The organism is Micromonospora sp. SD19 (genome assembly GCF_054462275.1).
Genome location: NZ_JBTLMN010000001.1, coordinates 787,238 through 812,636 on the forward strand (window position 1 = coordinate 787,238; position 25,399 = coordinate 812,636).

Below are 25,399 nucleotides of genomic sequence, written 5' to 3' on the forward strand. Positions count from 1 at the left end.
GGTGAGCAGCACCCACAAAGGATAAGACGTCGCTACACACTGTGTTTGGCGCGACGCGCCCCCTGCCGACGGGTCGACATGGTTCACCGACCACCTGGCTGTCAGGTGTGGTGTGGCCAGGTGGTCAGGATTTCCTTGACCGGCATCGCGTCGCGCTGTGGGTCGGGTGCTGGGGTGGGCCGTTTCGGTGGTGTGCGGTCGAAGCGGGGTGCCGGTGCCGGTTGGATCTCGCCGTCCACCTCGACGAACGTGCCCCGGGCGGCGTTGTGTGGATGCTGGTGCGCCTCACCGGGGGCGAGCACCGGCGCGACGCACGCATCCAGGTCGGCGAAGACCGCCGTCCACTCGTCCCGGGTCCGCTCGGCGAACCGCGCGGTGAACCGGCGGCGCAGCTCGTCCCAGCCGCTCGGGTCGTACTGGGCCGGCAGGTCCGGGTCGTCGGCGAGGTCGAGGCCGGTGAGGAGTACGGCGTAGAAGGCCGGTTCCATCGCGCCGACAGCCATGAATCCGCCGTCGGCGGTGGTGTACGTGTCGTAGAACGGCGCCCCGCCGTCGAACATGTTGCGCCCGCGCGGCGCGGCCCACAGGCCGCTGCCGAGCAGCCCGTGCAGGAACGAGGTGAGCAGCGCCGAACCGTCCACCATCGCCGCGTCGACCACCTGACCGAAGCCGGAGCGCTCCCGCTCCAGCAGCGCGGCCAGCACACCGACGGCGAGCAGCATGCCGCCGCCGCCGAAGTCGCCGAGCAGGTTCATCGGCGCGTACGGGCGTTCGCCGGCCCGGCCCAGCGGCTCCAACGCCCCGGCGACAGCGATGTAGTCGATGTCGTGCCCGGCTCGGGCGGCCAGTGGGCCGTCCTGCCCCCAGCCGGTCATCCGCGCGTACACCAGGCGGGGGTTGCGGGCCTGGCACACCTGCGGGCCGAAGCCGAGCCGCTCGGCCACCCCGGGCCGGTACGCCTCGACCAGCACGTCCGCGCGTTCGACGAGGTTCAGCAGGTCCGCCACCCCGGTCGGGGACTTCAGGTCCAGTGCGGTGACCCGCCGCCCGCGCTGCAACGGGCCGCCGGTCGGTGCGGCCAGCCGGCCCGCACCCGGTGCGCCGGGCCGGTCCACCCGCACCACGTCCGCGCCGAGGTCGGCGAGCACCATGCACCCGAACGGCGCCGGCGCGAGGCTGGCCAGCTCCACCACCCGTACCCCGGCGAGCGGACCGCCGCGCGTCGGGCCGTCCGGCGCGGTGCGCGGGCCGTCGTGCCCGGCGGCTCCCGGGTCGTCGGTCGGAGCCGAACCGCCGGGGCTCGGCCAGGAGGCCGTCACGCGGCGCCCACCGGTTCGGCGGGGTGGTCGGTCGGGGCGGCGAGGCGGGCGACCAGGTCGGTCGGGGGCGTGAACCGGTCGCCGTAGCGGTCGGCCAACTCGGTGGCGCGGGCCGCGAAGCCGGCGGGGCCGCCCGCGTACTGCCGCACGTAGCGGATCACCCCTCCCGTCCACGCCGGGAAGCCGATGCCGAAGATCGAGCCGATGTTGGCGTCGGTCTCGGTCCGCAACACTCCCTCGTCGAGGCAGCGCAGCGCGTCCAGCGCCTCGGCGAAGAGCATCCGTTCCTGAAGGTCGGTGAACGGCACCGCCCGGCCCGCGTCGGTGATCAGGTCGGCGAGACCGGGCCACAGCCGTCCCCGGGTGCCGTCGTCGTAGGAGTAGAAGCCGCGTCCGGCGGCGCGCCCCGGCCGGTCGTACGCGTCGACCAGTTCGTCCACCAGGCGGTGCGCCGGCAGCGGGCGGAACTCGTCGCTGGCCGCCTCGAACTGGCGGCGGATCCGCTGGATCAGCGTGAGGCTGACCTCGTCGGCCAGAGCCAGCGGCCCGGTCGGGTAGCCGGCCTGAAGGGCGGCCTGCTCCACCGACGCGGCGGGGACACCGTCGGCGACCATCCCGATCGCCTCGTCCATGAACCGGCCGATCACCCGGCTGGTGAAGAAGCCCCGGCCGTCGTTGACCACGATCGGGGTCTTGCCGATCCGTCGGCCCAGGTCGAACGCCCGGGCCAGCGCCACGTCCCCGGTCCGTTCGCCCACCACGATCTCCAGCAGCGGCATCCGGTCGACCGGGGAGAAGAAGTGCATGCCGATGAAGTCCGCCGGCCGGTCCACTCCCTCGGCCAGCCCGGTGATCGGCAGGGTGGAGGTGTTGGAGGCGAGCAGCGCGTCGGGTGCCAGCACGGGCAGCACCTCGACGAAGACCTGCTGTTTCAACGCCGGGTCCTCGAAGACCGCCTCGATCACCGCGTCGCAGCCGGCGAGGGCGTCCACCTGGTGGGTGGTGGTGATCCGGCCCAGTACGGCGCGGGCCTCCGCCTCTGTGGCGCGGCCCTTACGGACCTTGCGGGCCAGCAGCCGTTCGGCGTGCTCGCGGGCCCGCCCGGCGGCCTCCGGCGTGACGTCCCGGACCACGACGTCCAGCCCGGCGGTGGCGCAGGCGTACGCGATGCCCGCGCCCATCATGCCGGCCCCGAGCACCGCCACCCGGCGTACCGGCGGGGCGTCCACGTCGGCCGGTCGGGCGGCGCCACCGTTGACGGCCTTCAGGTCGAAGAAGAAGGCGCCGATCATGTTCTTGGCGACCTGCCCGGTGAGCAGGCCGATCAGGTGCCGGGTCTCCACGGTGAACGCGGTGTCCAGGTCGACCTGCGCGCCCTCCACGGCCGTGGCCAGGATCGCCTCGGGCGCCGGTAGCCGGGCCCCCTTGAGCTGCTTGCGCAGGGTCGCCGGGAAGGCCGGCAACTGCGCGGCCAGTGACCGGCTGGCCGGTGTGCCGCCCGGCATCCGGTAGTCCGGGCGGTCCCACGGCTGCTTCGGCCGCGGGTTGGCCGCGATCCAGGCCCGTGCGCGCTCCAGCAGCTCCGTCGGCGTGGCCACCACCTCGTCGACGATCCCGGCGGACAGGGCGTCGGCCGGGCGCATCCGCCGGCCGGTGAGCAGCACAGTGGTCAGCGCACCGGCCAGGCCGAGCATCCGCACCGTCCGGGTGACGCCGCCGGCCCCGGGCAGCAGGCCCAGGGTCACCTCGGGCAGCCCGAGCCGGCTGTCGGGCGCGTCCAGCGCGATCCGGTGGTGGCAGGCGAGCGCGATCTCCAGGCCACCGCCGAGCGCGGAGCCGTTGACAGCGGCGACCACCGGCCGGCCCAGCGTCTCCAGGCGGCGCAGGTCCCGTTTGATGGTGCCGAGCAGGTCGGCCAGCGCGGGCGCGTCGGCGCGGGTGGCCCGGATCATCTCCGGCAGGTCGCCGCCGGCGAAGAACGTCGGCTTCGCACTGGTCACGATGACCCCGACGAGATCGGGCTCGGCTTCCAACCGGTCGAGCGCCGCGCTCATCGAGGCGACGTACGCCCGGTTCATGGTGTTGGCGGACTGGGTGGGGTCGTCCAGGGTGAGCGTGACGATGCCGTCGGCGCCGCTGTCGTACCGGATGGTGTTTGTCATTGTCGTCCTCCGGGTCAGCAGCGTTCGAGAACGGTGGCGACGCCCATGCCGCCGCCGATGCAGAGGGTCACCACGGCGCGGCGCAGGTCGCGGCGCTCCAACTCGTCCAACGCCGTGCCGAGCAGCATCGCTCCGGTCGCGCCGAGCGGATGGCCGAGGGCGATCGCGCCGCCGTTGACGTTCACCCGGTCCGGGTCGAGGCCCAGGTCGCGGACGTACTTGAGGACCACCGCGGCGAACGCCTCGTTGATCTCGAACAGGTCGATGTCGTCGACTGTCAGCCCGGCCACGGCGAGCGCCTTGTGGGTGGCCGGGATCGGGCCGGTCAACATCAGCGTCGGGTCGGCACCGGTGACCGCCGCGCCGACGATCCGGGCGCGCGGGGTGAGGCCGAGATCCTGACCCACCTGCTCCGACCCGATCAGCAGCAGCGCGGCGCCGTCCACGATGCCGGACGAGTTGCCGGCGTGGTGGACGTGCTCGATCGCCTCCAACCAGTGGAACTTCTGCAACGCGACGGCGTCGAAGCCGGCCGCCTCACCCATGGTGGCGAAGGACGGGGTGAGCCGAGCGAGGGCCTCCCGGGTGGTCTCCGGGCGTGGGTGCTCGTCGACGGTGAGGATGTCCAGGCCGTTGCCGTCGCGGACCGGCACCAGCGAGCGGGCGAAGTGCCCGCCGGCCATCGCCTTGGCGGCCCGTTCCTGCGACCGCAGCGCGTAGCCGTCCACGTCGTCGCGGGTGAAGCCCTCGAGGGTGGCGATCAGGTCGGCGCTGACGCCCTGCGGCACGAACGACGTGGCCAGCGCGGTCTGCGGGTCGGTGGCCCAGGCCGCCCCGTCGGAGCCCATCGGCACCCGGGACATCGACTCGACCCCGCCGGCCAGCAGCAGGTGCTCCCAGCCGGAGCGGATCCGGGCGGCGGCGGAGTTGACCGCCTCCAAACCGGAGGCGCAGAACCGGTTGAGCTGCACCCCGCCCACCTGGTCGGGTAGCCCGGCCAGCAGCGCGGCGGCCCGCGCCAGGTCGCCGCCCTGCTCGCCGACCGGGGTCACGATGCCGAGCAGCAGGTCCTCCAGCCGACCGACGTCCAGGCCGGGGTTGCGCTCGCGCAACGCGTCGATCAGGCCGACCACCAGGGAGATCGGTTTGACTCCGTGCAGCGCGCCGGTGTCCCGGCCGCGTCCGCGCGGGGTGCGGACCGCGTCATAGACGTACGCCTCAGAGGGCACGGGCGATCAACTCCTTCATGATCTCGTTGGTGCCGCCGTAGATCTTCTGGACGCGGGCGTCGGCGTACATCCGGGCGATCGGGTACTCGGTGGTGTAGCCGTAGCCACCGAAGATCTGCAGGCACCTGTCGACGACCTCGCACTGCCCGTCGGTGAGCCATGACTTCGCCATGGCCGCAGTGGACACGTCCAGGTCGCCCCGGTCGTGCCGGACGATGCAGTCGTCCAGGAAGACCCGGCTGACCCGGGCGCGGGTGGCGCACTCGGCGAGCACCATCCTGGTGTTCTGGTGACCCATCAGGGGCTTGCCGAAGGCGGTGCGCTCCTTGGCGTACGCGACGGTCAGCGCGACAGCGCGTTCCATGGCGGCGACCGCGCCGACGCCGATGACCAGTCGTTCCTGCGGGAGTTGCTGCATGAGCTGGACGAAGCCCAGCCCTTCGGTGCCGCCGAGCAGGTTGGCCGCCGGCACCCGCAGCTCGTCGAAGAACAACTCGGCGGTGTCGTTCGCGTGCAGCCCGATCTTGGACAGCAGTCGCCCTCGGCGGAACCCCTGCGGGTCGCCGCCCACCTCGCAGACCAGCAGCGAGACGCCAGCCGCCCGCTGCTCGGGGTCGGTCTTCACGGCAACGATGATCAGGTCGGCCAAGCCACCGTTGGTGATGAACGTCTTCGCACCGGTGACCAGGTAGTCGTCGCCGTCGCGGACCGCCCGGGTACGCATCGCCTGCAGATCGGAGCCGCCGTCCGGCTCGGTCATCGCGATCGCGCCGACCAGCTCACCGCTGCACAGGCCGGGCAGCCAGCGTCGCTTCTGCTCCTCGCTGCCGTACGCCACCAGGTAGCCGGTGACGATGCCACTGTGGACGGCCAGCCCGAGGCTGCTCTCCCCGGTGTACGCCTGCTCGTGCAGCATGACGGCCTCGTGGGTGAATCCGCCGCCACCGCCGCCGTACTCCTCGGGGACGGACAGGCCGAGCAGCCCCAGCTCGCCGGCGCGCCGGTAGTGCTCGCGGTCCGGGTGGCCCTGCGCCAGCAGGCGTTCGGCGTGCGGCAGCACCTCCTTGGTGAAGAAGGTGCGGGCCAGTTCGGCCAGGTCGTCGTGTTCCGGCTCGCGCCAGGGTGAGGGGGAGCCGTCGGTCGGGGGAGTCGGCATGTGCACCACCCTCGCGCGCTGTTGGCGGCATGTCAATAAGCCATCACCGGCGGTGGCACACGGACCGACCGGCGGACTGGACTCGACAAACGATCAACGGAGGCGAGGAGATCTTGGACAGTTTCCGTTACGAGCTGACGGAAACTGTCCAAGATTGCGGAACTTCCGGTGTCGGACGGCTAGCTGCGGGGCGACTCACGTCGTGCCGAGGCCACTAGCCGCTCGGCGAGTGCGACGACGCGGTCGCGGAGTTCGTCCGGGCGTTCGATGACGAACGGCAGGTCGAGCGCGGCGAGCACGCCGGGCAACCAGTCGAGGCTCTCGGCCCGGATCTCCACGTCCTGCCAGCCTTCGTCCGCGCCCTCTCGCACCTCGGCGATGCTGGCCGGTAGCCGCCTGCGGATCTGCTCAACTGTTCCTTGTATCCGCAGCGACACCGCGTGCGGGTACGGCGCTCGTGCCATCGAGTTGAGAAGGTGCCCGGCCGGATCGTTTCCGGCGGGCGGCTCGAACGAGCCCGGCAGCGGTCTCGCGTCCGCGATGCGGTCGAGTCGAAGGGTTCGTTCCTCGCCGATCTCCGGATCGACCCCGGTGACGTACCACCGGCCGGCATGGTTGACCAGTCCGAACGGATGCAGCACGCGGACGCTGCGCCGGCCGTCGCCCGAGGTGTACTGCACCGAGATCGGCCGGTGATGGCGGACCGCCTCGGCGACGGCGAGCAGTACCTCGGTCTGCGGCGCGGGGAAGTCACCGGGTTCGGCGGTGAAGGCGAGGGACTGGAGTGCGGCGTCTAGTCGGTCCGCCGTCCGTGGCGGCAGGACGCGACGGATCTTCGCGGCGGCTGTCTCGCCCGCCGTGTCCGTTGCCGTCGCCAACCCGGCACGGCGGCCGGCGATCAGGCCGAGGAGGACGGCGAGGGCCTCGTCGTCGTTGAACATCAGCGGCGGCAGGCGATAGCCGGCGGCGAGCCGATACCCGCCGTAGCGACCGCGCACCGACTCGACCGGCAGGTCCAGGTCGACCAGGTGGCTCACGTAGCGCCGCACCGTGCGCGGTTCGACACCGAGGCGCTCGGCAAGCTCGGCCATCGTCCGGACGCCGCCGGACTGCAGGAGCTCCAGCAGTGCGAGTACCTGCGCTGTCGGTCGTGCCACGGTCCGAACTTTATCAAAATACTGGCCCAAATCTGTCCAGTATTCGCTCTAGCGTGATCTCGACGGACCCTTAGCGACCGCTTTGAGCAGGGAGAAGACATGGACTTCGTCTCGATCCGCATCATCACCGACGAGATCAACCGCCTGGTCGGCTTCTACGAGAAGATCACCGGCGTGCAGGCGACCTGGGGCAACGAGGACTTCGCCGAATTGCGCACCGCCCACGGCACGCTGGCGATCGGCAGCACCCGCACCGTCGCACTGTTCGCGCCCGGCTCGGCCCGTCCGGCCGACAACCGCAGCGTGATCATCGAGTTCCGCGTGGAGGACGTCGACGCGCTGTACGAGAAGCTGAAGAGCGTGGTGGACGACTTCGTGAACGAGCCCACGACCATGCCCTGGGGTAACCGAGCCCTGCTTTTCCGCGACCCCGACGGCAACCTGGTCAACTTCTTCACCCCGGTGACTCCGGCCGCGATCGAGAGGTTCCGCCGTTGACCGCTCGGCGCGGCCTTGAGGCCGGCAGCTCCGAGGAGGGACGGGAGGGCGTCGACGCCGAGGCCGGCGGTGTGAGCTGTCGATAGGGTCGGGCAGATGAGTGTCGAGACGGCTCCGCGCCGCCGCCGGTTGGAGCCGGACGCCCGGCGTGGGCAGATCCTGGCCTGCGCGGTCCGGCTGTTCGGCGAACGCCCGTACGCGGAGGTGTCGACCACCGACGTCGCCCGCGAGGCGGGTGTCGCCCGAGGGCTGGTCAACCACTACTTCGGCGCGAAGAAGGACCTCTACCTGGAGGTCGTCCGGGTGATGGTGACCATCCCCGAGGTGGCAGTGGAGCGGCTGCCCAAGGGTGATCTCCGCACCCGGGTGGAGGCCAGCGTCACCTGGTTCCTCGACGTGGTGTCCCGGCACAGCACCTCGTGGCTGGCTGCGGTCACCGCCCGGGGGATGGGCGGCGACGCCGATGTGGAGCGGGTGCTCGCCGAGGCCGAGGAGGTCGCCGCGGATCGGATGCTGGTCGCCGTCGGGCTGGCCGAGGAGGCCGAGAACCACGAGGAGCTGCGGGGGATGGTCCGGGCGTACTGCGGGCTGGCCATCTCGACCGCCCGGGAGTGGCTCCAGCGTGACGCGCTCACCCGCGCCCAGGTGCACCTGCTGCTCACCACCACGCTGCTGACGATCGTGGAGCAGGTCATCCCGCAGGTCATCGCGGGGGAGGGCGTGACGCAGAAGACTCGGCAAACGGCTGGGTGAAATAGGCATACGGCTTATGCTTATTTCGTCGGTGGGGGTACGCCGACTGTCGCGACCCGCGTCACCGAGGAGGAGACATGTCCCCATCTGCCCTGTCCTACGAGGTCCTGGTCTTGGACGGCCCGGTCCGGGCCGGAGAGCAGCGCATGCCGGACGGCTCGCCCATCCACTTCAATCCGACAGCCACCACCCTGATCTCGGGGGCCGAGGAGGCGCTGCTGGTGGACCCGCCGTTCACCCACGAGCAGATCGCGACGGCGGGAGACTGGATCGAGCGGTCGGGCAGGCGGCTGACGGCCATCTACGCCACCCACGGGCACGGCGACCACTGGTTCGGTGCCCCCGAGCTGGTCAAGCGCTTCCCCGACGCCGTCACCTACGCGACGCCCGGGACCATCGAGGTCATGCACCAGCAGGCCACCGTCGGGCGCCAAGAGGTGTTCGACAAGGTCTTCCCCGGGCTGATCCCGGAGTCGCCCGTCGATGCCATTCCGGTGCCGCCCGGCGGAATCCTGCTCGAAGGCAACGTCGCCCAGCCGGTCGAGACCGGGCACACCGACGGCGACCAGACCACTGTCCTGCACGTGCCGTCGATCGGTCTCGTGGTGGCCGGCGACGTCGTCTACAACGGGGTCCACCAGTACCTGCTGGAAACCGTCAACGGTGGCCTGAGGGAGTGGCTCAAGGCCCTCGACCGCGTCGAGGCCCTCGCGCCCCGGGCGGTCGTCGCCAGCCACAAGAACCGCAACCGCCCCGACGACCCGTCGAGCATCGACGAGACCCGGCGGTACCTGCTGAACGTGGAACGGCTGTTGGCGGAGAAGTCGACGGCCCTTGAGTTCTTCGACGCGATGATGGAGCTCTATCCGGACTGGGTGAACCCGGGACCGCTGTGGTACGGGGCGCTCGGCCTGATCGGAAAGTGACGTGACAATGCCGTCGGTGTCCCCTCCGCCGTGGCCCGCGACCGCGAGATACGGCCTCGAGCCCGCACCAGGTGGCCTCGGGCTCGTCCAGGACCTGCTCAACACGCTCCCGGCCGGCGCACCGCGTCAGCCGGATCTCCTCGACGATCTCGACAGCGCCACGCAGTGGGCGCACGATGTCGCCGCCCGGTGGTCGACGGCCACCGGGCGGCCGGCACCCGACGTGACGCTCGACCCGGCGGGCCTACGGGCGCTGCGGACCTTCCGCGACGAGCTGCGGTACGGGATCGACGCCAGGCTGCACGCCACACCGGAAGCCGGGCCGCCCGAGCCGGCGCCCGCCCCTCGCACCACGGGCGCCACGCTGCGGCTCGACGGCAACGGCTCGGTCCACCTCGATCCCGCCGGGACGGGGGCCGAACTGCTTGTCTCCCTCGTCCTGGCGGAGCTGTTCGCGGCGCACCTCACCGACGTCGGCCGGCGCGTCAAGACCTGCCGCAACCCCCGGTGCCAGGTGGCGTTCTACGACCGCTCCCGCAACAACAGCGGGGTCTGGCACTCCGTCCGCGTCTGCGGCCTTCCGGCGAACCTGCGCGCCCACCGGGCCCGGCAGCGGCAGGCGGACTAACGCGACCGCTCAGGCGGCCCGGCGTTCGTCGGTCCGACCGGTGCGCGCCGCCTGGGCGGCCTGACCGGTGCGCGCCGCCGGGGCGGGGTAACGGTCGGCCGCCTGCGCCGGATAGGAATCGGGGCGTACCACCCGCAGCGGCCGGTCCACCTCGTCCGCGCCGAACCGCCAGCGCGACGGCGTCGGCTGCCGCTGCGGTGCCGGTCCGCCAGGGCGCAGACCGGGCCGGGACAGCAGCACGGTGATCAGGTAGCCGACCACCAGGAAGCCGTGGCTGATCAGCCGTTCCCCGCCCACCGATCCGGTGGCCAGGTCGTTGACCGACAGCAGCAGCAACGTGCCGACGAACGCGCTGAGCATCGGCAGCAGCCCGGCGGGCGGGCTGCGGCGCAGCGCCACGAACAGGAACCCCGCGCCCACCGCCACGTTCCACGCCGCCGACTCGTGCCACAGGTGCTGGCCGGTGGGGTGCAGGTGGTCAGCGGTGGCGCCCCGGCCCACCTGGGCCAGGCCGAGCACCAACTGCACCGCGCCGAGCAGGCCGAGCGCCGACCGCAGGCCGACGACGAGCGCGGCGCGGCCGGGCAGGCGGGGCCGCCAGCGCGACCGGCGGGCCGACGGCGTGTCACTGGCGCTGGCAGCCGCGTCGCCAGCGGCGCTGCCACCGACGGCGGCCAGGATCGCCGCCGTCCGGTCGGGCACCTCAACCACCAGTCGGGTACGAACCCGACGGGTCAGCGCGGCTGCCGCCGTGAACCAGGCCCGGCAATCGGCGCACCCGTCGAGGTGCCCCTGCACCGCCGTCAGTTCGGCGGCGGTCTCCTCCCCGTCCAGTTGCGCGGACAGGACCTCCCGCCACTGCTCACACCCCATGTACCGGTAGTCGCTCCGGCAGCCGCTCCGGTTCCCGGCGAGAGTGACTGGTTGTGGAATACTCGCCGGATCATGACGCGTTACGGCCTGCTGATCCTGCCCGCCACCAACCGGGTGTACGCCCGCGCCGCCGTCGACCTGACCCAGGCGGAGCTGGAGATCTTCGGCCGCTCGGCGCTGGACGGTCGGATCGGTGAGCTGGACACCGCTGTCGTCGGAGGGGCGTCGTACATCACCTTCACCGGTGACGGGCTGACGGAGCGTGACCTGGCAGTGCTGGGCAACCTCTCCGCCGGGTACGCGTTGTTCGAGATCGTCGGCGAGCTGCTGCGGCCGATCGAGTGGAGCCGGCTGGACCGCTACGACGACGACCTGCTCACCATCCAGAAGTACCCGGGCAAGACCAACGAGCAGTTCACCAAGCTGCTGCTCAACGTCACACTGCTCGCCTCGGACTGGGCCACCGAGATGACCAGCCGCCGGTTCCGGGTGCTCGACCCACTCTGCGGTCGGGGCACCACCCTCAACCAGGCGCTGATGTACGGCTTCGACGCGGCCGGGATCGAGCGCGACCAGAAGGACGTCGAGGCGTACCGGGCGTTCATCACCACCTGGTTGAAGCAGAAGCGGGTCAAGCACCGGGTGCTGGAGTCGGGGCCGGTGCGGCGGGAACGCAAGGTGGTCGGCCGGCGGGTGCGGATCGAGTTGGCGCCGACCCGCGAGGAGCACAAGGCCGGCCAGACCCAGCTGCTGGACGTGGTGAACGCCGACACCGCCCGGTCGGCGGAGTTCTTCCGCCCGCAGACCGTGGACCTCGTCGTCGCCGACGCGCCGTACGGCGTGCAGCACGGCAGTCGTACCACTGGGCAGGGATTGACCCGCGACCCGCTGGCGCTGCTCGCGGACGCCGCCCCGGTCTGGGCCGGGTTGTTGCGCCCCGGCGGTGCGTTGGGGGTCTCCTGGAACACCCACGTCGCCAGCCGGGACGACGCGGCTGCGGCCCTGGCCGACGCCGGCCTGACCGTCGTGGACGAGGAGCCCTACCGCGCGCTGCGGCACCGGGTCGATCAGTCGATCATGCGCGACGTGCTGGTGGCCCGTAAGCCGGCCTGACCGGCCCGCACCTCTCCTACCGGCCTCACCCGTCCGGTCTGTGCCGCATTTCACCTGTTCAGTGGGCAGGTGTGAAAACCACGTCAAGAAAAGGTTCGCCGCCGTCATGGTCGCGTTATGACCCCTGCCGGCCGGCGGGTGGTGGGGCTTTGATTGCCCGGCGCGACCGGAAGGCGGTCGCGACGAACCTTTCCGGTATGAGGAGTCAGCGTGTCTGACGTGGTGTTCGTGGTCCTGACGGTGGCGCTGTTCGCAGCGCTCGCCCTGGTGGTCCGGGCGGTGGAGAAGCTGTGAACGCGGTAAACGCCGTCGGTCTGGTGCTCGCGGTGGTGCTGGGCGCGTTCCTGGTGTTCGCCCTGCTGTTCCCGGAGCGCTTCTGATGACCATGACAACAGCGGGCGTCATCTTCGTGCTGACGCTGGTGGCGGCGATCGTCGCCGTCTACAAGCCGTTCGGCGACTACATGTTCCGGGCGGTCTCCGGCACCAAGCAGTCGCTCATCGAGCGGGGCATCTACCGCCTGGTCGGGGTCAACCCCGCCGCCGAGCAGACCTGGGGCGTGTACGCCCGCAGCGTGCTGGCGTTCTCCGCGGTCTCGATCCTGTTCCTGTACCTGTTCCAGCGGGTGCAGAACCACCTGTGGCTGTCGCTGGGCTTCGACCCGGTGGTGCCGCACGGGGCGTGGAACACGGCGGTGTCGTTCGTGACGAACACCAACTGGCAGTCGTACTCGGGTGAGTCGACGATGGGCCACCTGGTGCAGATGGCCGGCCTGGCGGTGCAGAACTTCGTCTCGGCGGCGGTCGGCATCGCGGTGGCTGTCGCACTGGTGCGCGGCTTCGCCCGCAGCCGCACCGGGCAGCTCGGCAACTTCTGGGTCGACCTGACCCGGATCGTGCTGCGCATCCTGCTGCCGATCGCGGTGCTCGGCGCGATCGCGCTGATGATCGGCGGGGCGGTGCAGAACCTCTCCGGTGGCACCGACGTGACCACGTTGACCGGCGGCACCCAGACCATCACCGGCGGTCCGGTCGCCAGCCAGGAAGTGATCAAGGAGCTGGGCACCAACGGTGGCGGCTTCTACAACGTCAACAGCGCCCACCCGTTCGAGAACCCGACCGCCTGGACGAACTGGCTGGAGATCTTCCTGATCCTGCTGATCCCGTTCAGCCTGCCCCGGGTGTTCGGCCGGATGGTCGGGCAGAACCGGCAGGGGTACGCCATCGCCGCGGTGATGGGCATCCTCGCCGTCGCCAGCGTCGCCATCACCAACATCTTCGAGCTGGCCGGCCACGGCACGGTGCCGCAGGCGGTCGGTGCGGCGCTGGAGGGCAAGGAGGTGCGGTTCGACGTGTCGAACTCGGCCACCTTCGCCGCCGCCACCACGCTCACCTCGACCGGTGCGGTGAACTCGTTCCACGACTCGTTCACCTCACTCGGCGGCATGATGACGATGGTCAACATGATGCTCGGCGAGGTCGCGCCGGGCGGCACCGGCTCCGGTCTCTACGGCCTGCTCATCCTCGCGGTGATCACGGTCTTCGTGGCCGGGCTGATGGTCGGCCGCACCCCGGAGTACCTGGGCAAGAAGATCGGGTCGCGCGAGATCAAGTTCGCCTCGCTCTACTTCCTGATCACACCCATCCTGGTGCTGGTCGGCACGGCGGCGGCGTTCGCCACCGGCAACAACTCCACGGCGCTCAACGTCGGCCCGCACGGCCTCTCCGAGGTGCTGTACGCGTTCACCTCGGCCAGCAACAACAACGGCTCCGCGTTCGGCGGCATCACCGTCAACACCACCTGGTGGGACACCGCACTCGGGTTGTGCATGCTGCTGGGCCGGTTCCTGCCGCTCATCTTCGTGCTCGCGTTGGCCGGTTCGCTGGCCCGCCAGGCACCCACCCCCGCGTCCGAGGGCACCCTGCCGACCCACCGACCGCTGTTCATCGGCATGGTCGTCGGCGTCACCGTGGTCCTCGTGGCGCTGACCTTCCTGCCCGCGCTCGCGCTCGGCCCGCTGGCAGAGGGGCTCTGACCACCATGAGGAACGAGGACATGTCCGTCACGTCCGCCCCGACAGAGCAGCTCCCCGGCACGCCCGCCACCCAGGGCAACCGGATCGGCGGGGGCCTGCTCGACCCCAAGCAGTTGATCCGGTCCCTGCCGGACGCGGTACGCAAGCTCAACCCCACCACGTTGTGGCGTAACCCGGTGATGCTGATCGTCGAGGTCGGTGCGGCCTTCACCACCGTCCTGGCGGTGACCGACCCGTCGGTGTTCGCCTGGGCGATCACCATCTGGCTCTGGCTGACAGTGGTCTTCGCCAACCTGGCCGAGGCCGTCGCCGAGGGTCGGGGCAAGGCCCAGGCGGCGACCCTGCGGCAGGCGAAGAAGGACACCATCGCCACCCGACTGATCGACTGGAAGCCGGGTGCCCGGGCCAACACCTACCGCGACGAGGCGGTGCCCGCGCCTGACCTGCGTCAGGGCGACATCGTGCTGGTCGAGGCGGGCGGCATCATCCCCGGCGACGGGGACATCGTCGAGGGCATCGCCAGCGTCGACGAGTCGGCGATCACCGGCGAGTCGGCCCCGGTCATCAGGGAGTCCGGCGGCGACCGCAGCGCGGTCACCGGCGGCACCAAGGTGCTCTCCGACCAGATCATCGTGAAGATCACCCAGAAGCCGGGGGAGAGCTTCATCGACCGGATGATCGCCCTGGTCGAGGGGGCCAACCGGCAGAAGACGCCGAACGAGATCGCGCTGAACATCCTGCTCGCCGCGCTCACGATCATCTTCCTGCTGGCCGTGGTCACCCTCCAGCCGCTCGCCATCTTCTCCAAGGCGTACCAGGCGGCCGCGCCGGACAGCGGTGCGATCACCGGCTCCGGCGTCACCGGGGTCGTGCTGGTCTCGCTGCTGGTCTGCCTGATCCCCACCACCATCGGCGCGCTGCTCTCCGCCATCGGCATCGCCGGCATGGACCGCCTTGTCCAACGCAACGTGCTGGCCATGAGCGGCCGGGCCGTCGAGGCGGCCGGCGACGTCAACACCCTGCTGCTGGACAAGACCGGCACCATCACGCTGGGCAACCGGCAGGCCGCCGAGTTCGTACCGGTCGAGGGGGTCGACGCCGCGACAATTGCCGACGCCGCGCAGCTGTCCAGCCTGGCCGACGAGACCCCCGAGGGGCGTTCGGTGGTGGTGCTGGCGAAGAACGAGTTCGGGCTGCGCGAGCGGGAGCCCGGCGTGATGCCGCACGCCACCTTCGTGCCGTTCACCGCGCAGACCCGGATGAGCGGCGTCGACCTCACCCCGGACGCCAGCGTGGACGGCGGCGCGTCGGGCACCGGCCGCCGGGTCCGCAAGGGCGCCGCCGCCGCGGTGATGAAGTGGGTACGCGAGAACGGCGGCCACCCCACCGAGCAGGTCGGCGAGATCGTGGACGCGATCAGCGGCACCGGCGGCACCCCGCTGGTGGTCGCCGAACACGTCGACGGTGAGCCCGCCCGCGCGTTGGGCGTCATCCACCTCAAGGACGTGGTCAAGTCCGGCATGCGGGAGCGGTTCGACGAGATGCGCCGGATGGGCATCCGGACCGTGATGATCACCGGCGACAACCCGCGTACCGCGAAGGCGATCGCCGACGAGGCCGGGGTGGACGACTTCCTGGCCGAGGCGACGCCGGAGGACAAGCTCGCGCTGATCAAGCGGGAGCAGGAGGGTGGCCGGCTGGTCGCGATGACCGGTGACGGCACCAACGACGCGCCGGCCCTCGCCCAGGCCGACGTCGGGGTGGCCATGAACACCGGCACGTCGGCCGCCAAGGAGGCCGGCAACATGGTCGACCTCGACTCCGACCCGACCAAGCTGATCGAGATCGTCGAGATCGGCAAGCAGTTGCTGATCACCCGCGGCGCGCTCACCACGTTCAGCATCTCCAACGACATCGCGAAGTACTTCGCGATCATCCCGGCCATGTTCGCCGGCCTCTACCCGAGCCTGGACGCGCTGAACATCATGCGGCTGTCCAGCCCGGAGTCGGCGATCCTGTCCGCCGTCATCTTCAACGCCCTGGTGATCATCGCGCTGATCCCGCTCGCCCTGCGGGGCGTGCGGTACCGGCCGGCCGCCGCGTCGAAGCTGCTCAGCCGCAACCTCCTGGTCTACGGGCTGGGCGGCATCATCGTGCCGTTCATCGGAATCAAGCTCATCGACCTGCTCATCCAGTTCTTCCCGGGGATTTCGTGATGCGCCTACCCACCTGGATCGCCCAACACCTCGCCGCGTTGCGCGCCGTGCTCGTCTTCACGGTGCTGCTCGGCCTGGTCTACCCGTTGGCCCTGGTGGCGCTCGGCCAGCTGCCCGGCCTCAACCACAAGGCCGACGGCTCGCTGATCGTCTCGAACGGAACGACTGTCGGCAGCGCGCTGATCGGCCAGTCCTTCACCGACGCCGACGGCAACCCCGTCCCGCGCTACTTCCAGTCCCGCCCGTCGGCCGCCGGTGACGGCTACGACCCGACCTCCACCTCGGCCAGCAACCTGGGCCCGGAGAGCGTCGTCGACACCATCGCCACCGACCCGGAGGAGTCCAGCGAAAGCCTGCTCACCCAGGTCTGCGGGCGCAGCAAGGCCGTCGGTGAACTCAACGGCGTCGACGGCAGCCGCCCGTACTGCACCGACGACGGGGTGGGTGCCGTGCTCGCGGTCTTCCGCGCGGACGGTCTGACCGGCCCGGTGACCCGGGTGGTCAGCGTCAACCAGGCCGCCCCGGCGACTCCGTTCGTCACCGAGTACCAGGGGGTGACGGTGGAGCCGGCCCAGCCCGGCGAGGACTACGTGGCCGCCGGCGGGGTGGTCACCCCGATCCGGGGCGACGCGCCCGCCGACCCGGCGGTGCCCGCCGACGCGGTCACCGCCAGCGCCAGCGGCCTCGACCCGCAGATCAGCCCGGCGTACGCGGAGTTGCAGGTGAACCGGGTCGCGCGGGAGCGCGGCGCGGACCCGGCGGCGGTTCGCAAGCTGGTCGAGGAGCACACCAGCGGCCGGGCGCTCGGCTTCATGGGGGAGCCCGGCGTGAACGTGTTGGAGCTGAACCTCGCCCTCGACAAGCAGTTCCCCGCACGCTGAGCACCCGCGCCGGTGGGGCCGCGCCGATCGGGCGCGGCCCCACCGGCCGACCTGACCAGGGAGGATGGTCCCCGTGCCACGCGGAGAACTGCGCATCTATCTCGGCGCCGCCCCCGGCGTCGGCAAGACGTACGCCATGTTGGAGGAGGCCCAGCGGCGGGCCGCGCGCGGCACCGACGTGGTGATCGGCTTCGTGGAGACCCACGGTCGGCAGCACACCGCCGCGATGCTCGGCGACCTGGAGCAGGTGCCCCGTCGGGCGATGACCTACCGGGGCGCCGAGTTCACCGAGATGGACCTGGACGCGGTGCTGGCTCGCCGGCCCGAGGTCGCCGTGGTCGACGAGTTGGCGCACACCAACGTGCCCGGGTCCCGGCACGACAAGCGCTGGCAGGACGTCCAGGAGCTGCTCGACGCGGGGATCGACGTGCTGTCCACCGTCAACGTGCAGCACCTGGAGTCGGTCAACGACGTCGTCGCGCAGATCACCGGCACCACCCAGCGGGAGACCGTGCCGGACGAGATCGTCCGCGCCGCCGAGCAGGTCGAGCTGGTCGACATGACCCCGGAGGCGCTGCGCCGGCGGATGGCGCACGGCAACATCTACCGACCGGACAAGATCGACGCCGCGTTGGGCAACTACTTCCGGGTCGGCAACCTCACCGCACTGCGCGAGTTGGCGCTGCTCTGGCTGGCCGACAAGGTCGACGAGCAGCTGGACCGCTACCGCAGCCAGCAGGGCATCGCCGCGACCTGGGAGGCCCGGGAACGGGTGGTGGTCGCGCTGACCGGCGGGCCCGAGGGGGAGACGCTGATCCGTCGGGCCGCCCGGGTCGCCGCCCGCAGCAAGGGCGCCGACCTGCTCGCCGTGCACGTGGCCCGCAGCGACGGCCTGGCCGGCGCCGACCCGGCCCAGCTGGCCCGCCAGCGGGTGCTCGTGGAGAGCCTGGGCGGCACGTACCACCAGGTGCTCGGCACCGACGTGCCGGCCGCGTTGCTGGACTTCGCCCAGGGTGTGAACGCCACCCAACTGGTGCTCGGGGCCAGCCGGCGGGGCCGCCTCGCGCAGATCTTCGCCCGGGGCGTCGGGGTGACCACCACCGCCCTGTCCGGCTCGATCGACGTGCACCTGGTCACCCACAAGCAGGCAGGCAAGGGCCGCCGGGCGGCGGCCGTGCCGGCGGCGTTGTCCCGCCGCCGCCGACTGCTCGGCTTCGGCCTCGCGGTGCTGGGCATGCCGCTGCTCACGGTGCTGCTGCGGACCCTGCCCGACCTGACGCTGACAAACGACATCCTGCTGTTCCTCGCCGGGGTGGTCGGGGTCGCGCTGGTCGGCGGGGTGTGGCCGGCCCTGGTCGCCGCGCTCGGCGGAAGCCTGCTGCTCAACTGGTTCTTCACCCCGCCCTTCAAGACGCTGACCATCGCCGAGGCGGACAACCTGCTCGCCCTGGCCGTCTTCGTCGGGGTGGCGTTGGCGGTGAGCTGGATCGTCGACGTGGCCGCCCGGCGTACCCGGGAGGCCGCGCGGGCCGCCGCCGACGCGCAGACCCTCGCCGCCGTCGCCGGTGGTGTGCTGCGCGGCGAACGTCCCCTGCCCGCCCTGCTGGACCAGCTCCGGGAGACCTTCGGGCTGCGCGCGGTGAGCGTGCTGGAGCTGGCCGAGGAGGCAAGCGGGCGTCCGGAGCGGGCCCGCGAAGAGCACGCCTGGTGTGTGGTGGCCAGCGTCGGTGAGCAGCCGGCCTGCACCCCCGACGGCGGCGAGACGGCGGTACCCGTCGACGACCGGATCACCGTGGTGCTCAGCGGCCGGCGGTTGGAAGCCGCCGACCGGCGGATCGTCGAGGCGTTCGCCGCCCAGGCCGCTGTCGCGCTGCGCCAGGAGCGGCTCGCCGAGGAGGCCGCCACCGCGAGACCCCTCGCCGCTGCGGACCGGATGCGCACCGCGCTGCTCGCCGCGGTCAGCCACGACCTGCGTACGCCGCTGGCGTCCGCGAAGGCGGCAGTGACCAGCCTGCGCAGCCACGACATCGAGTTCGACGAGGCCGACCGCGAGGAGTTGCTGGAGACCGCCGAGGAGTCGCTGGACCGGCTCGCCCGGCTGGTCGCGAACCTGCTGGACATGAGCCGGCTCCAGGCGGGTGTGCTGGGCATCTCGGCGACCGCCGTCGGCCTGGAGGACGCCGTACCCCTGGCGCTTGACGAACTTGGCCCGGCGGCCGCGACCGTCGGCACGGACATCCCGGCCGACCTGCCGGCGGCCACCGCCGACCCGGGCCTGCTGGAACGGGTGCTGGTCAACGTGGTCGCCAACGCGCTGCGCTACAGCCCACCCGACCAGCCGCCGGTGATCACCGCCAGCGCGCACGCTGGTCAGGTGGAGCTGCGGGTGATCGATCGGGGGCCGGGCATCCCGGAGGACCAGTGGGAGCACGTCTTCCTGCCGTTCCAACGCCTCGGTGACCGGGACAACCAGACCGGTGTCGGTCTCGGTCTCGCCCTGTCCCGGGGGTTGGCCGAGGCGATGGGTGGCAGCATCACCCCGGAGACCACCCCCGGTGGTGGGCTCACCATGGTGCTGCGGCTGCCGGCTGCCGCGCAGACCAGCTCGGAGGGGCCACCGGAATGACGCGCATCCTGGTCGTCGACGACGAACCGCAGATCCTGCGCGCCCTGCGGATCAACCTGCGGGCCCGCCGGTACGACGTGGACGTCGCCGGCACCGGGGCCGCCGCGTTGAAGGCCGCCGCCAGCCACCCACCCGACCTGGTGGTGCTCGACCTCGGCCTGCCCGACATCGACGGGGTGGAGGTGATCCGGGGCCTGCGCGGGTGGACCACAGTGCCGATCATCGTGCTCTCCGGCCGGGCCGGCAGCGAGGACAAGGTGGCGGCGCTCGACGCCGGTGCGGACGACTACGTCACCAAACCGTTCGGGGTCGAGGAGTTGCTGGCCCGCATCCGCGCGGTGACCCGCCGCCTCGGCGCGCCCAGCGAGGCGGTGCCGGCGTTGCGGATCGGTCAGCACACCGTCGACCTGGCCGACCACAGCGTGCGCAGGGACGACGGCACCGAGGTCAAGCTGACCCCCACCCAGTGGAGCGTGCTGGAGAAGCTGCTGCGGCACCCCGGCAAGCTGGTCAGCCAACGGCAGCTCCTACAGGACGTGTGGGGGCCGGAGTACCAGAACGAGACCAACTACCTGCGGCAGTACCTGGCCCAGCTGCGGCGCAAGCTGGAGGACGACCCGGCCCGCCCCCGGCACCTCATCACCGAGCCGGGAATGGGCTACCGCTACCGCCCCTGACCCGTTGACACCCGCCGGCAGAGATTGAAGAATTTCGACAGCAGCGGCAGCGGCGTGCTTCTGTAACCGTCCCCTCCGGTTACCCCTCGGGAGTTCGCCGTGTCAGTGCCCCTGTCCCGCCGCCGTCTGCTGACCGCCGGCGGCGCCGGCCTCGTCCTGGCCGGTCTCTCCGACCCGTTCCGGGCCGGTCCCGCCCGCGCCGCCGTCACCACCGCCGACCTGGTCGTCTACGGCGCCACCTCCGGTGGGCTGGCCGCCGCGATCACCATGCGTCGGCTCGGCCACACCGCCGTGGTGGTGGAGCCCACCAGCCACGTCGGTGGGCTGAGCACCGCCGGGCTGGGCGCCACCGACACCGGGGTCCAGGCGTCCATCGGCGGGCTGGCCGCCGAGTTCTACCGCCGGGTGTACGTCAAGTACCACGGCGGCACCCTCACGCCGACGTCGCCGCTGCGGATGACCTTCGAACCGCGCGTCGCCGCAGCCGTCTTCGCCGAGATGCTGGCCGAGGCCGGCGTCCCCGTGGTCGTCGGCGCGCGGCTGTCCAGCCTCGGCCGCAGCGGCAACCGGATCACGGAGCTGCGCACCGAGGTCGGGTCGATCTACTCCGGCAGGGTGTTCGTGGACGCCAGCTACGAGGGCGACCTGCTGGCCATGGCCGGGGTGGGGTTCACCGTCGGGCGGGAGTCCAACGACACCTACGGCGAGACGATCAACGGGGTGCAGTCCCGCAACACCCACCAGTTCGTCTACCCGGTCGACCCGTACGTGACGGCCGGCTCGCCCGCCAGCGGCCTGCTGCCGGGCATCTCCACCACCCCGCTCGCCCCGCAGGGCAGCGGCGACGACCGGATCCAGGCGTACTGCTTCCGGATGTGCCTCACCCAGGCGGCCAACCGGATCCCGTTCGGCAGGCCGTCCGACTACGACCCGATCCGGTACGAGCTGCAGCTGCGCCACATCCAGGCCGGCTTCACCGGCCTGTACTTCACCACCGGATCGATCGGCGGTGGGAAGACCGACTCCAACAACAACGGCGCGGTGTCCACCGACCACATCGGCTTCAACCACGCGTACCCGACGGCGACCTGGGCGGCGCGGGAGAGCATCATCGCCGAGCACCGCAGCTACCAGCAGGGGATGATGTGGTTCCTGGCCAACGATCCCCGGCTGCCGGCATCAGTGCGTGAGTCGACCGCCCGGTGGGGGCTGCCGGCCGACGAGTTCACCGGCACGGGCGGCTGGCCGCCGCTGCTCTACATCCGGGAGGCCCGCCGGATGGTCTCCGCGTACGTGATGACCGAGGCTGACTGCCGGGGCCGGGTACGGGCCACCGACTCGGTGGGCCTGGCCAGCTACACGATGGACTCGCACAACTGTCAGCGGGTGGTTGTCGACGGCCGGGTGCGCAACGAGGGGGACGTGCAGATCGGGGTGCCGTCGCCGTACCCGGTCAGCTACCGGGCGATCGTGCCGCACCAGGCCCAGTGCGCCAACCTGCTGGTGCCGGTCTGCCTGTCGGCGAGCCACATCGCGTACGGCTCGATCCGGATGGAGCCGGTGTTCATGATCCTCGGGCAGGCCGCCGCCACGGCGGCGTCGTTGGCGCTCGCCGGGAACCTCGCCGCGCAGGCGGTGTCGGTGCCCGCCCTCCAGGCCCGGCTGCGCCAGGACGGCGCGGTGCTGGAATGGGGATCGACCAGCGAGGTGATCCTGGACAACGCGGCGGCCGGCGGGATCACCCGGGCCGGGACGTGGCTGCGCAGCACCAGCATCGGTGGCTACTACGGCCCGGACTACGAGCACGACGGCAACACCGCCAAGGGCGTCAACCGACTGCGGTTCCGCCCGACGCTGCCCGCCTCCGGGTCGTGGACCGTGCAGCTGCGCTGGACCGCCGACCCCAACCGGGCGAGCAACGTGCCGGTCGACATCGCGTACTCCGGCGGGGTGGCCACCCGGACCGTCGACCAGCGGCAGTCCGGGGGCCAGTGGGTGCCGCTGGGCACCTACCCGTTCACGGCGGGCACCGACGGGAGCGTGCTGATCCGTACCGAGGACACCGACGGCCACGTCATCGCCGACGCGGTGCGCTTCGTCCGCGCCTGACCGATCGGGCCGGCGGCGGTCGTCGGGCGGGCGGCGGTCGTCGGGCCCAGCGGTGGTGCCACCAGCAACGGGTCGACCTGGATCACGTCGATGCCGAGCGGGCGCAGCATGCCGCGCAGCGCCGACTCGCACAGCTCCTCCCACTGCTGGTCCGCGCCCATCGCGGTGACCAGCAGCTCGGGCCGGGTGAAGGCGATGCCCATCCGCTGCCCCTGCGGAGAGCGGCCGGTCCGTACCGTCCGCACCATTCGTCCCGGGAGGTCACGCACCGGAACGGCGTAGATTATCGGGCCCTCGTCCATTGTCGGGTCGGTCCTTTCCACACGTGCCGCCGCGGTGGCGGTCATCGGCTGAGTCGTTCGAGGTCGCGGGCGAAGCGGCGGATGGTCGCGGCCAGCTGCGTCGCCCGGCGCAGCGCCTGCATCCCGGCGAACGAGCGGTCGACGCCCACCACGACCCGGTGGGCACCGGTGCGGCGGCTCATGCGGCGGACCCCGCCCAGGCCTGGGCGTCCGTCGGGGCACCCGGGTCGGCCGGTGTGGTCAGGTCGAGCGCGCGCAGGATGTAGTTCGCCTCCGCCACCTCCACTCCGGCGCGTAGCCGCAGGTCGGCCACCGCGCGGTGCAGCACCGTGATGCTGTCGGCGGCAAGCCGGATGACGGCGTCGACGTCGGCCGCGATCCACCACGCGGCGACGGCGCACGGCTCGCGCCGCAGGTACTCCACCAGGTGGCTGCCGGGCGCGGACGGGCCGAGCCGGACGCTGACCAGTGCCTCGTGCCGCCGTTCCGACCCGTCCGCCCTGGTTGTGGGCGCGCCGGGCACGTTGTCGGTGCCGGCGTCGGGTGGCAGCTCTCCGCGTTCCCAGCGTGTCATCCGCCAAGGACTCATGGCACCCATCGTCACCACCGGGCGCCGGCGGAGCACCAGTCGATACGCCGTTTCGACGGGTCACCGCCATTTCTTGACGCCGTGTTCACGCGGCTGCCGGCCAGGCGCGCCGACACGGCGAGTAACGTTCGGAACGGACCAAGATCGGCGTACGAGGAGGCACTGTGCTGACGACGACGGTGGACATCGCAACCAGTGACGGAGTGGCGGACGCGTCCCTCACCCGACCGGACGGCGACGGCCCGTTCCCGGCGGTGCTGCTCTTCATGGACGCCTTCGGGCCGCGCCCGCGCCTGGTGGAGATGGCCGAGCGGATCGCCGCCCGGGGCTACCTGGTGCTGACGCCCCACCTGTTCTACCGGGGCGGTCGGGCACCGCTGTTCGACCTGTCCCGGCTCGGCGACGCGGACCAGCGCGGTGCGCTCTTCGAGCAGATCATGCCGCTGATCGGCGCGCTGACCCCCGAGGTGGTCAGCCGGGACACCGCCGCCTACCTGGACTTCCTGGCCGCACGCGACGACGTCCGGCCGGGCCCGGTGGTGATCACCGGTTACTGCATGGGCGGCACGAACGCGTTGCGCGCCATCGAGGCGCACCCGGACCGCATCGCGGCGGTCGCCAGCTTCCACGGCGGGCGGATCGTCACCGACGCGCCGGACAGCCCGCACCTCGCCGTCGGCTCGATCACCGGTGAGGTGTACTTCGGGCACGCCGACGCCGACCAGTCGATGACGCCGGAGCAGATCGCCACGCTGGAGAAGGCGCTCGACGCCGCCGGGGTGCGCTACCGCTCAGAGGTGTACGCGGGCGCCCACCACGGCTACACCATGGCCGACACCCCGGCGTACGACGAGCAGGCCACCGAGCGCCACTGGGCCGCCCTCTTCGACCTCCTGGACCGCACCCTGCCGACGAGCTGACGGCCTGAGTCCAAGAATGCGTCGATCTTGCAGTTCCGGTTGTTGATTTGGGAGTAGATGCCCCTTCTGTCGGGACAGAAAGTGCAAGATCGCGGAGGGAGCCGGGCCCTGGCGCGGTCAGGGGCGCAGCAGCACCGGGCCGGCGTCGATGCGGGTGCGGAACAGCGCGTACGGCTTGCGCCGCAGGTCCTTGCCGCGCTGGTACTGCGGCTGCCGGTGCAGTTGGTTGGCGGTGACGTAGAGGTATCCGTCGGTGGCCACCGACATGGTGTCCGGCCAGAGCAGTCGCGGGTCGTGCACCAGCGTCTCGTACCCGCCGTCGGGCAGTCGACGCAGCACGGCGTTGTGCTCGTACGAGGTGAGGTAGAGCCGCCCCGCGTCGTCGCTCTCCAACCCATCCGAGGCGGTGCCCCGGTCGCCCTCGTCGACAACCGTCGCGGCGACGGCCTCCTGGGTGACCCCCGGGTCGGCCAGCGCGTCGGTGGAGACGCTGTAGAGGCGCCGGGACGCCAACGGGCAGTAGTAGAGCCGGGTGCCGTCGGCGGAGATGGCGATGCCGTCGGAGCCCATGCCCACCGGCTTCGGCGGCCCGTCGGCCGGTCGTTCCAGGAACGGCCGGCCCTCGATAATCGGCCGGAACGACGTCAGCGGCTCCGCCTTGGTGGACGGGTGGTCGTGCAGCCGCCGCCAGGCGGCACCGCTGGCCAGGTCCACCACGATGATTCCGTTCGGCCCGGCGAACGCGGAGTCGGTGATGTACGCGACGCCCGCCTCGCCCCGCCGCAGGTCGAAGCGGACGTCGTTGAGGTACGTCGTCGGCAGCGCCACGTCCGCCGGGAAGGTGATCACCTGGGCGACGGTGTCGGTCTCCAGGTCGACCCGGACCAGCTTCGGGCCGCCCGGCTTGGTGGGTTGCAACATCGGACTGCCGGTGTCCAGCACCCAGAGCCGGTCGGCCGGGTCCACCACGATGCTCTGCACCGAGACGAACGCGCCCGCGTCGTCGTCGCCGGACGGGTCGTTCCACGCCTGGTCGGGGTAGGGCGTCTCCTGACCGTCGCGCAGCTCGACGACGGTGGCCGGCACCTCGTCGCCCCACTTCGGGAAGTTGACGAAGATCCGGCCCCGGTGCGAGACGCTCACCCCGGTCGGCATCGGGCCGGTGAAGGTGTGCACCAGCTCCAGTTCCCCCATCGGCTCGTCGCCGACCGGCCCGTTCATGCCGCCCAC

23 protein-coding genes are annotated in these 25,399 nt (G+C 71.6%); 13 read left to right on the forward strand and 10 right to left on the reverse strand.

What is annotated here, in order from left to right; all coding sequences use genetic code 11:
• Positions 1-101: 101 nt before the first annotated feature.
• From ACX27O_RS03660 to ACX27O_RS03680, 5 genes are all read right to left on the reverse strand, one after another.
• Positions 102-1,319 (reverse strand): CaiB/BaiF CoA transferase family protein, encoded by a 1,218-nt coding sequence (locus ACX27O_RS03660; RefSeq protein WP_358124377.1) that lies wholly within the window; start codon positions 1,317-1,319, stop codon positions 102-104.
• Positions 1,316-3,481, reverse strand: a complete 2,166-nt coding sequence (locus tag ACX27O_RS03665; RefSeq protein ID WP_458938933.1) for a 3-hydroxyacyl-CoA dehydrogenase NAD-binding domain-containing protein — start codon at positions 3,479-3,481, stop codon at positions 1,316-1,318. The genes ACX27O_RS03660 and ACX27O_RS03665 overlap by 4 nt, the downstream gene beginning before the upstream one ends.
• 14 nt (positions 3,482-3,495) lie before the next feature.
• Positions 3,496-4,710, reverse strand: a complete 1,215-nt coding sequence (locus ACX27O_RS03670) for an acetyl-CoA C-acetyltransferase (protein WP_210864944.1) — start codon at positions 4,708-4,710, stop codon at positions 3,496-3,498.
• Entirely contained in the window at positions 4,700-5,866 is a 1,167-nt protein-coding gene (locus ACX27O_RS03675) for an acyl-CoA dehydrogenase family protein (protein WP_210858285.1), read from the reverse strand. The genes ACX27O_RS03670 and ACX27O_RS03675 overlap by 11 nt, the downstream gene beginning before the upstream one ends.
• Before the next feature lie 179 nt (positions 5,867-6,045).
• A complete protein-coding gene (locus ACX27O_RS03680) occupies positions 6,046-7,023 on the reverse strand; it encodes a helix-turn-helix transcriptional regulator (protein ID WP_358124387.1) in 978 nt (325 codons plus the stop codon).
• Positions 7,024-7,122: 99 nt separating this feature from the next.
• On the opposite strand from ACX27O_RS03680, the gene ACX27O_RS03685 reads away from it, so the two are divergent.
• The 4 genes from ACX27O_RS03685 (at position 7,123) to ACX27O_RS03700 (ending at position 9,828) form a co-directional block, all read left to right on the forward strand.
• Positions 7,123-7,521, forward strand: coding sequence for a VOC family protein (locus tag ACX27O_RS03685; RefSeq protein WP_210858287.1), 399 nt, complete (start codon positions 7,123-7,125; stop codon positions 7,519-7,521).
• Between the two features lie 96 nt (positions 7,522-7,617).
• Entirely contained in the window at positions 7,618-8,274 is a 657-nt protein-coding gene (locus tag ACX27O_RS03690) for a TetR/AcrR family transcriptional regulator (protein WP_030329507.1), read from the forward strand.
• A 77-nt stretch (positions 8,275-8,351) separates the two neighbouring features.
• On the forward strand, positions 8,352-9,200 hold the full coding sequence (locus tag ACX27O_RS03695) for an MBL fold metallo-hydrolase (protein ID WP_030329505.1): 849 nt from the start codon (positions 8,352-8,354) through the stop codon (positions 9,198-9,200).
• Positions 9,201-9,207: 7 nt separating this feature from the next.
• Positions 9,208-9,828 (forward strand): CGNR zinc finger domain-containing protein, encoded by a 621-nt coding sequence (locus ACX27O_RS03700; RefSeq protein ID WP_030329503.1) that lies wholly within the window; start codon positions 9,208-9,210, stop codon positions 9,826-9,828.
• 9 nt (positions 9,829-9,837) lie between these two features.
• Here ACX27O_RS03700 and ACX27O_RS03705 read toward each other — a convergent pair whose 3' ends face one another.
• Entirely contained in the window at positions 9,838-10,701 is an 864-nt protein-coding gene (locus ACX27O_RS03705; RefSeq protein ID WP_051708220.1) for a zf-HC2 domain-containing protein, read from the reverse strand.
• A 72-nt stretch (positions 10,702-10,773) separates the two neighbouring features.
• On the opposite strand from ACX27O_RS03705, the gene ACX27O_RS03710 reads away from it, so the two are divergent.
• The 8 genes from ACX27O_RS03710 to ACX27O_RS03745 all read left to right on the forward strand — a co-directional run bounded on the left by ACX27O_RS03710 (position 10,774) and on the right by ACX27O_RS03745 (position 22,358).
• The gene (locus ACX27O_RS03710) at positions 10,774-11,814 is read left to right on the forward strand and encodes a TRM11 family SAM-dependent methyltransferase (protein WP_387220236.1); all 1,041 of its coding nucleotides are present in this window, start codon (positions 10,774-10,776) and stop codon (positions 11,812-11,814) included.
• Between the two features lie 290 nt (positions 11,815-12,104).
• A complete protein-coding gene (gene kdpF, locus ACX27O_RS03715; protein WP_036410889.1) occupies positions 12,105-12,194 on the forward strand; it encodes a K(+)-transporting ATPase subunit F in 90 nt (29 codons plus the stop codon).
• Complete coding sequence (kdpA, locus tag ACX27O_RS03720; RefSeq protein ID WP_458938934.1) at positions 12,194-13,849, forward strand: potassium-transporting ATPase subunit KdpA; 1,656 nt, start codon at positions 12,194-12,196, stop codon at positions 13,847-13,849. Before kdpF ends, kdpA begins: the two co-directional genes overlap by 1 nt.
• A gap of 20 nt (positions 13,850-13,869) precedes the next feature.
• Positions 13,870-16,065 (forward strand): potassium-transporting ATPase subunit KdpB, encoded by a 2,196-nt coding sequence (gene kdpB, locus ACX27O_RS03725; protein ID WP_458938935.1) that lies wholly within the window; start codon positions 13,870-13,872, stop codon positions 16,063-16,065.
• Complete coding sequence (locus ACX27O_RS03730; protein ID WP_030329494.1) at positions 16,065-16,946, forward strand: potassium-transporting ATPase subunit C; 882 nt, start codon at positions 16,065-16,067, stop codon at positions 16,944-16,946. The genes kdpB and ACX27O_RS03730 overlap by 1 nt, the downstream gene beginning before the upstream one ends.
• A 73-nt stretch (positions 16,947-17,019) precedes the next feature.
• Positions 17,020-19,572 (forward strand): sensor histidine kinase, encoded by a 2,553-nt coding sequence (locus tag ACX27O_RS03735; protein WP_030329492.1) that lies wholly within the window; start codon positions 17,020-17,022, stop codon positions 19,570-19,572.
• Positions 19,569-20,249: a response regulator gene (locus ACX27O_RS03740; RefSeq protein WP_210859434.1), complete on the forward strand. Its 681-nt coding sequence runs from the start codon at positions 19,569-19,571 to the stop codon at positions 20,247-20,249. The genes ACX27O_RS03735 and ACX27O_RS03740 overlap by 4 nt, the downstream gene beginning before the upstream one ends.
• Before the next feature lie 99 nt (positions 20,250-20,348).
• Positions 20,349-22,358: an FAD-dependent oxidoreductase gene (locus ACX27O_RS03745; RefSeq protein WP_458938936.1), complete on the forward strand. Its 2,010-nt coding sequence runs from the start codon at positions 20,349-20,351 to the stop codon at positions 22,356-22,358.
• Here ACX27O_RS03745 and ACX27O_RS03750 read toward each other — a convergent pair.
• The 3 genes from ACX27O_RS03750 to ACX27O_RS03760 form a co-directional block, all read right to left on the reverse strand.
• Positions 22,259-22,627: an SAV_915 family protein gene (locus ACX27O_RS03750; protein ID WP_209444499.1), complete on the reverse strand. Its 369-nt coding sequence runs from the start codon at positions 22,625-22,627 to the stop codon at positions 22,259-22,261. The two genes, ACX27O_RS03745 and ACX27O_RS03750, sit on opposite strands and share 100 nt — an antisense overlap.
• A gap of 74 nt (positions 22,628-22,701) precedes the next feature.
• Positions 22,702-22,842, reverse strand: coding sequence for a hypothetical protein (locus ACX27O_RS03755; RefSeq protein ID WP_156057352.1), 141 nt, complete (start codon positions 22,840-22,842; stop codon positions 22,702-22,704).
• Complete coding sequence (locus ACX27O_RS03760) at positions 22,839-23,249, reverse strand: hypothetical protein (RefSeq protein WP_458938937.1); 411 nt, start codon at positions 23,247-23,249, stop codon at positions 22,839-22,841. The genes ACX27O_RS03755 and ACX27O_RS03760 overlap by 4 nt, the downstream gene beginning before the upstream one ends.
• Positions 23,250-23,413: 164 nt before the next feature.
• Between ACX27O_RS03760 and ACX27O_RS03765 the strand changes: the two genes are divergently transcribed.
• Positions 23,414-24,169 (forward strand): dienelactone hydrolase family protein, encoded by a 756-nt coding sequence (locus ACX27O_RS03765; RefSeq protein ID WP_030329483.1) that lies wholly within the window; start codon positions 23,414-23,416, stop codon positions 24,167-24,169.
• 117 nt (positions 24,170-24,286) lie between these two features.
• On the opposite strand, the gene ACX27O_RS03770 is transcribed toward ACX27O_RS03765, so the two are convergent.
• Positions 24,287-25,390 carry an L-dopachrome tautomerase-related protein gene (locus ACX27O_RS03770; RefSeq protein WP_458938938.1) on the reverse strand — a complete coding sequence of 368 codons (1,104 nt, stop codon included), beginning with the start codon at positions 25,388-25,390 and terminating at the stop codon, positions 24,287-24,289.
• Between the last annotated feature and the right edge of the window lie 9 nt (positions 25,391-25,399).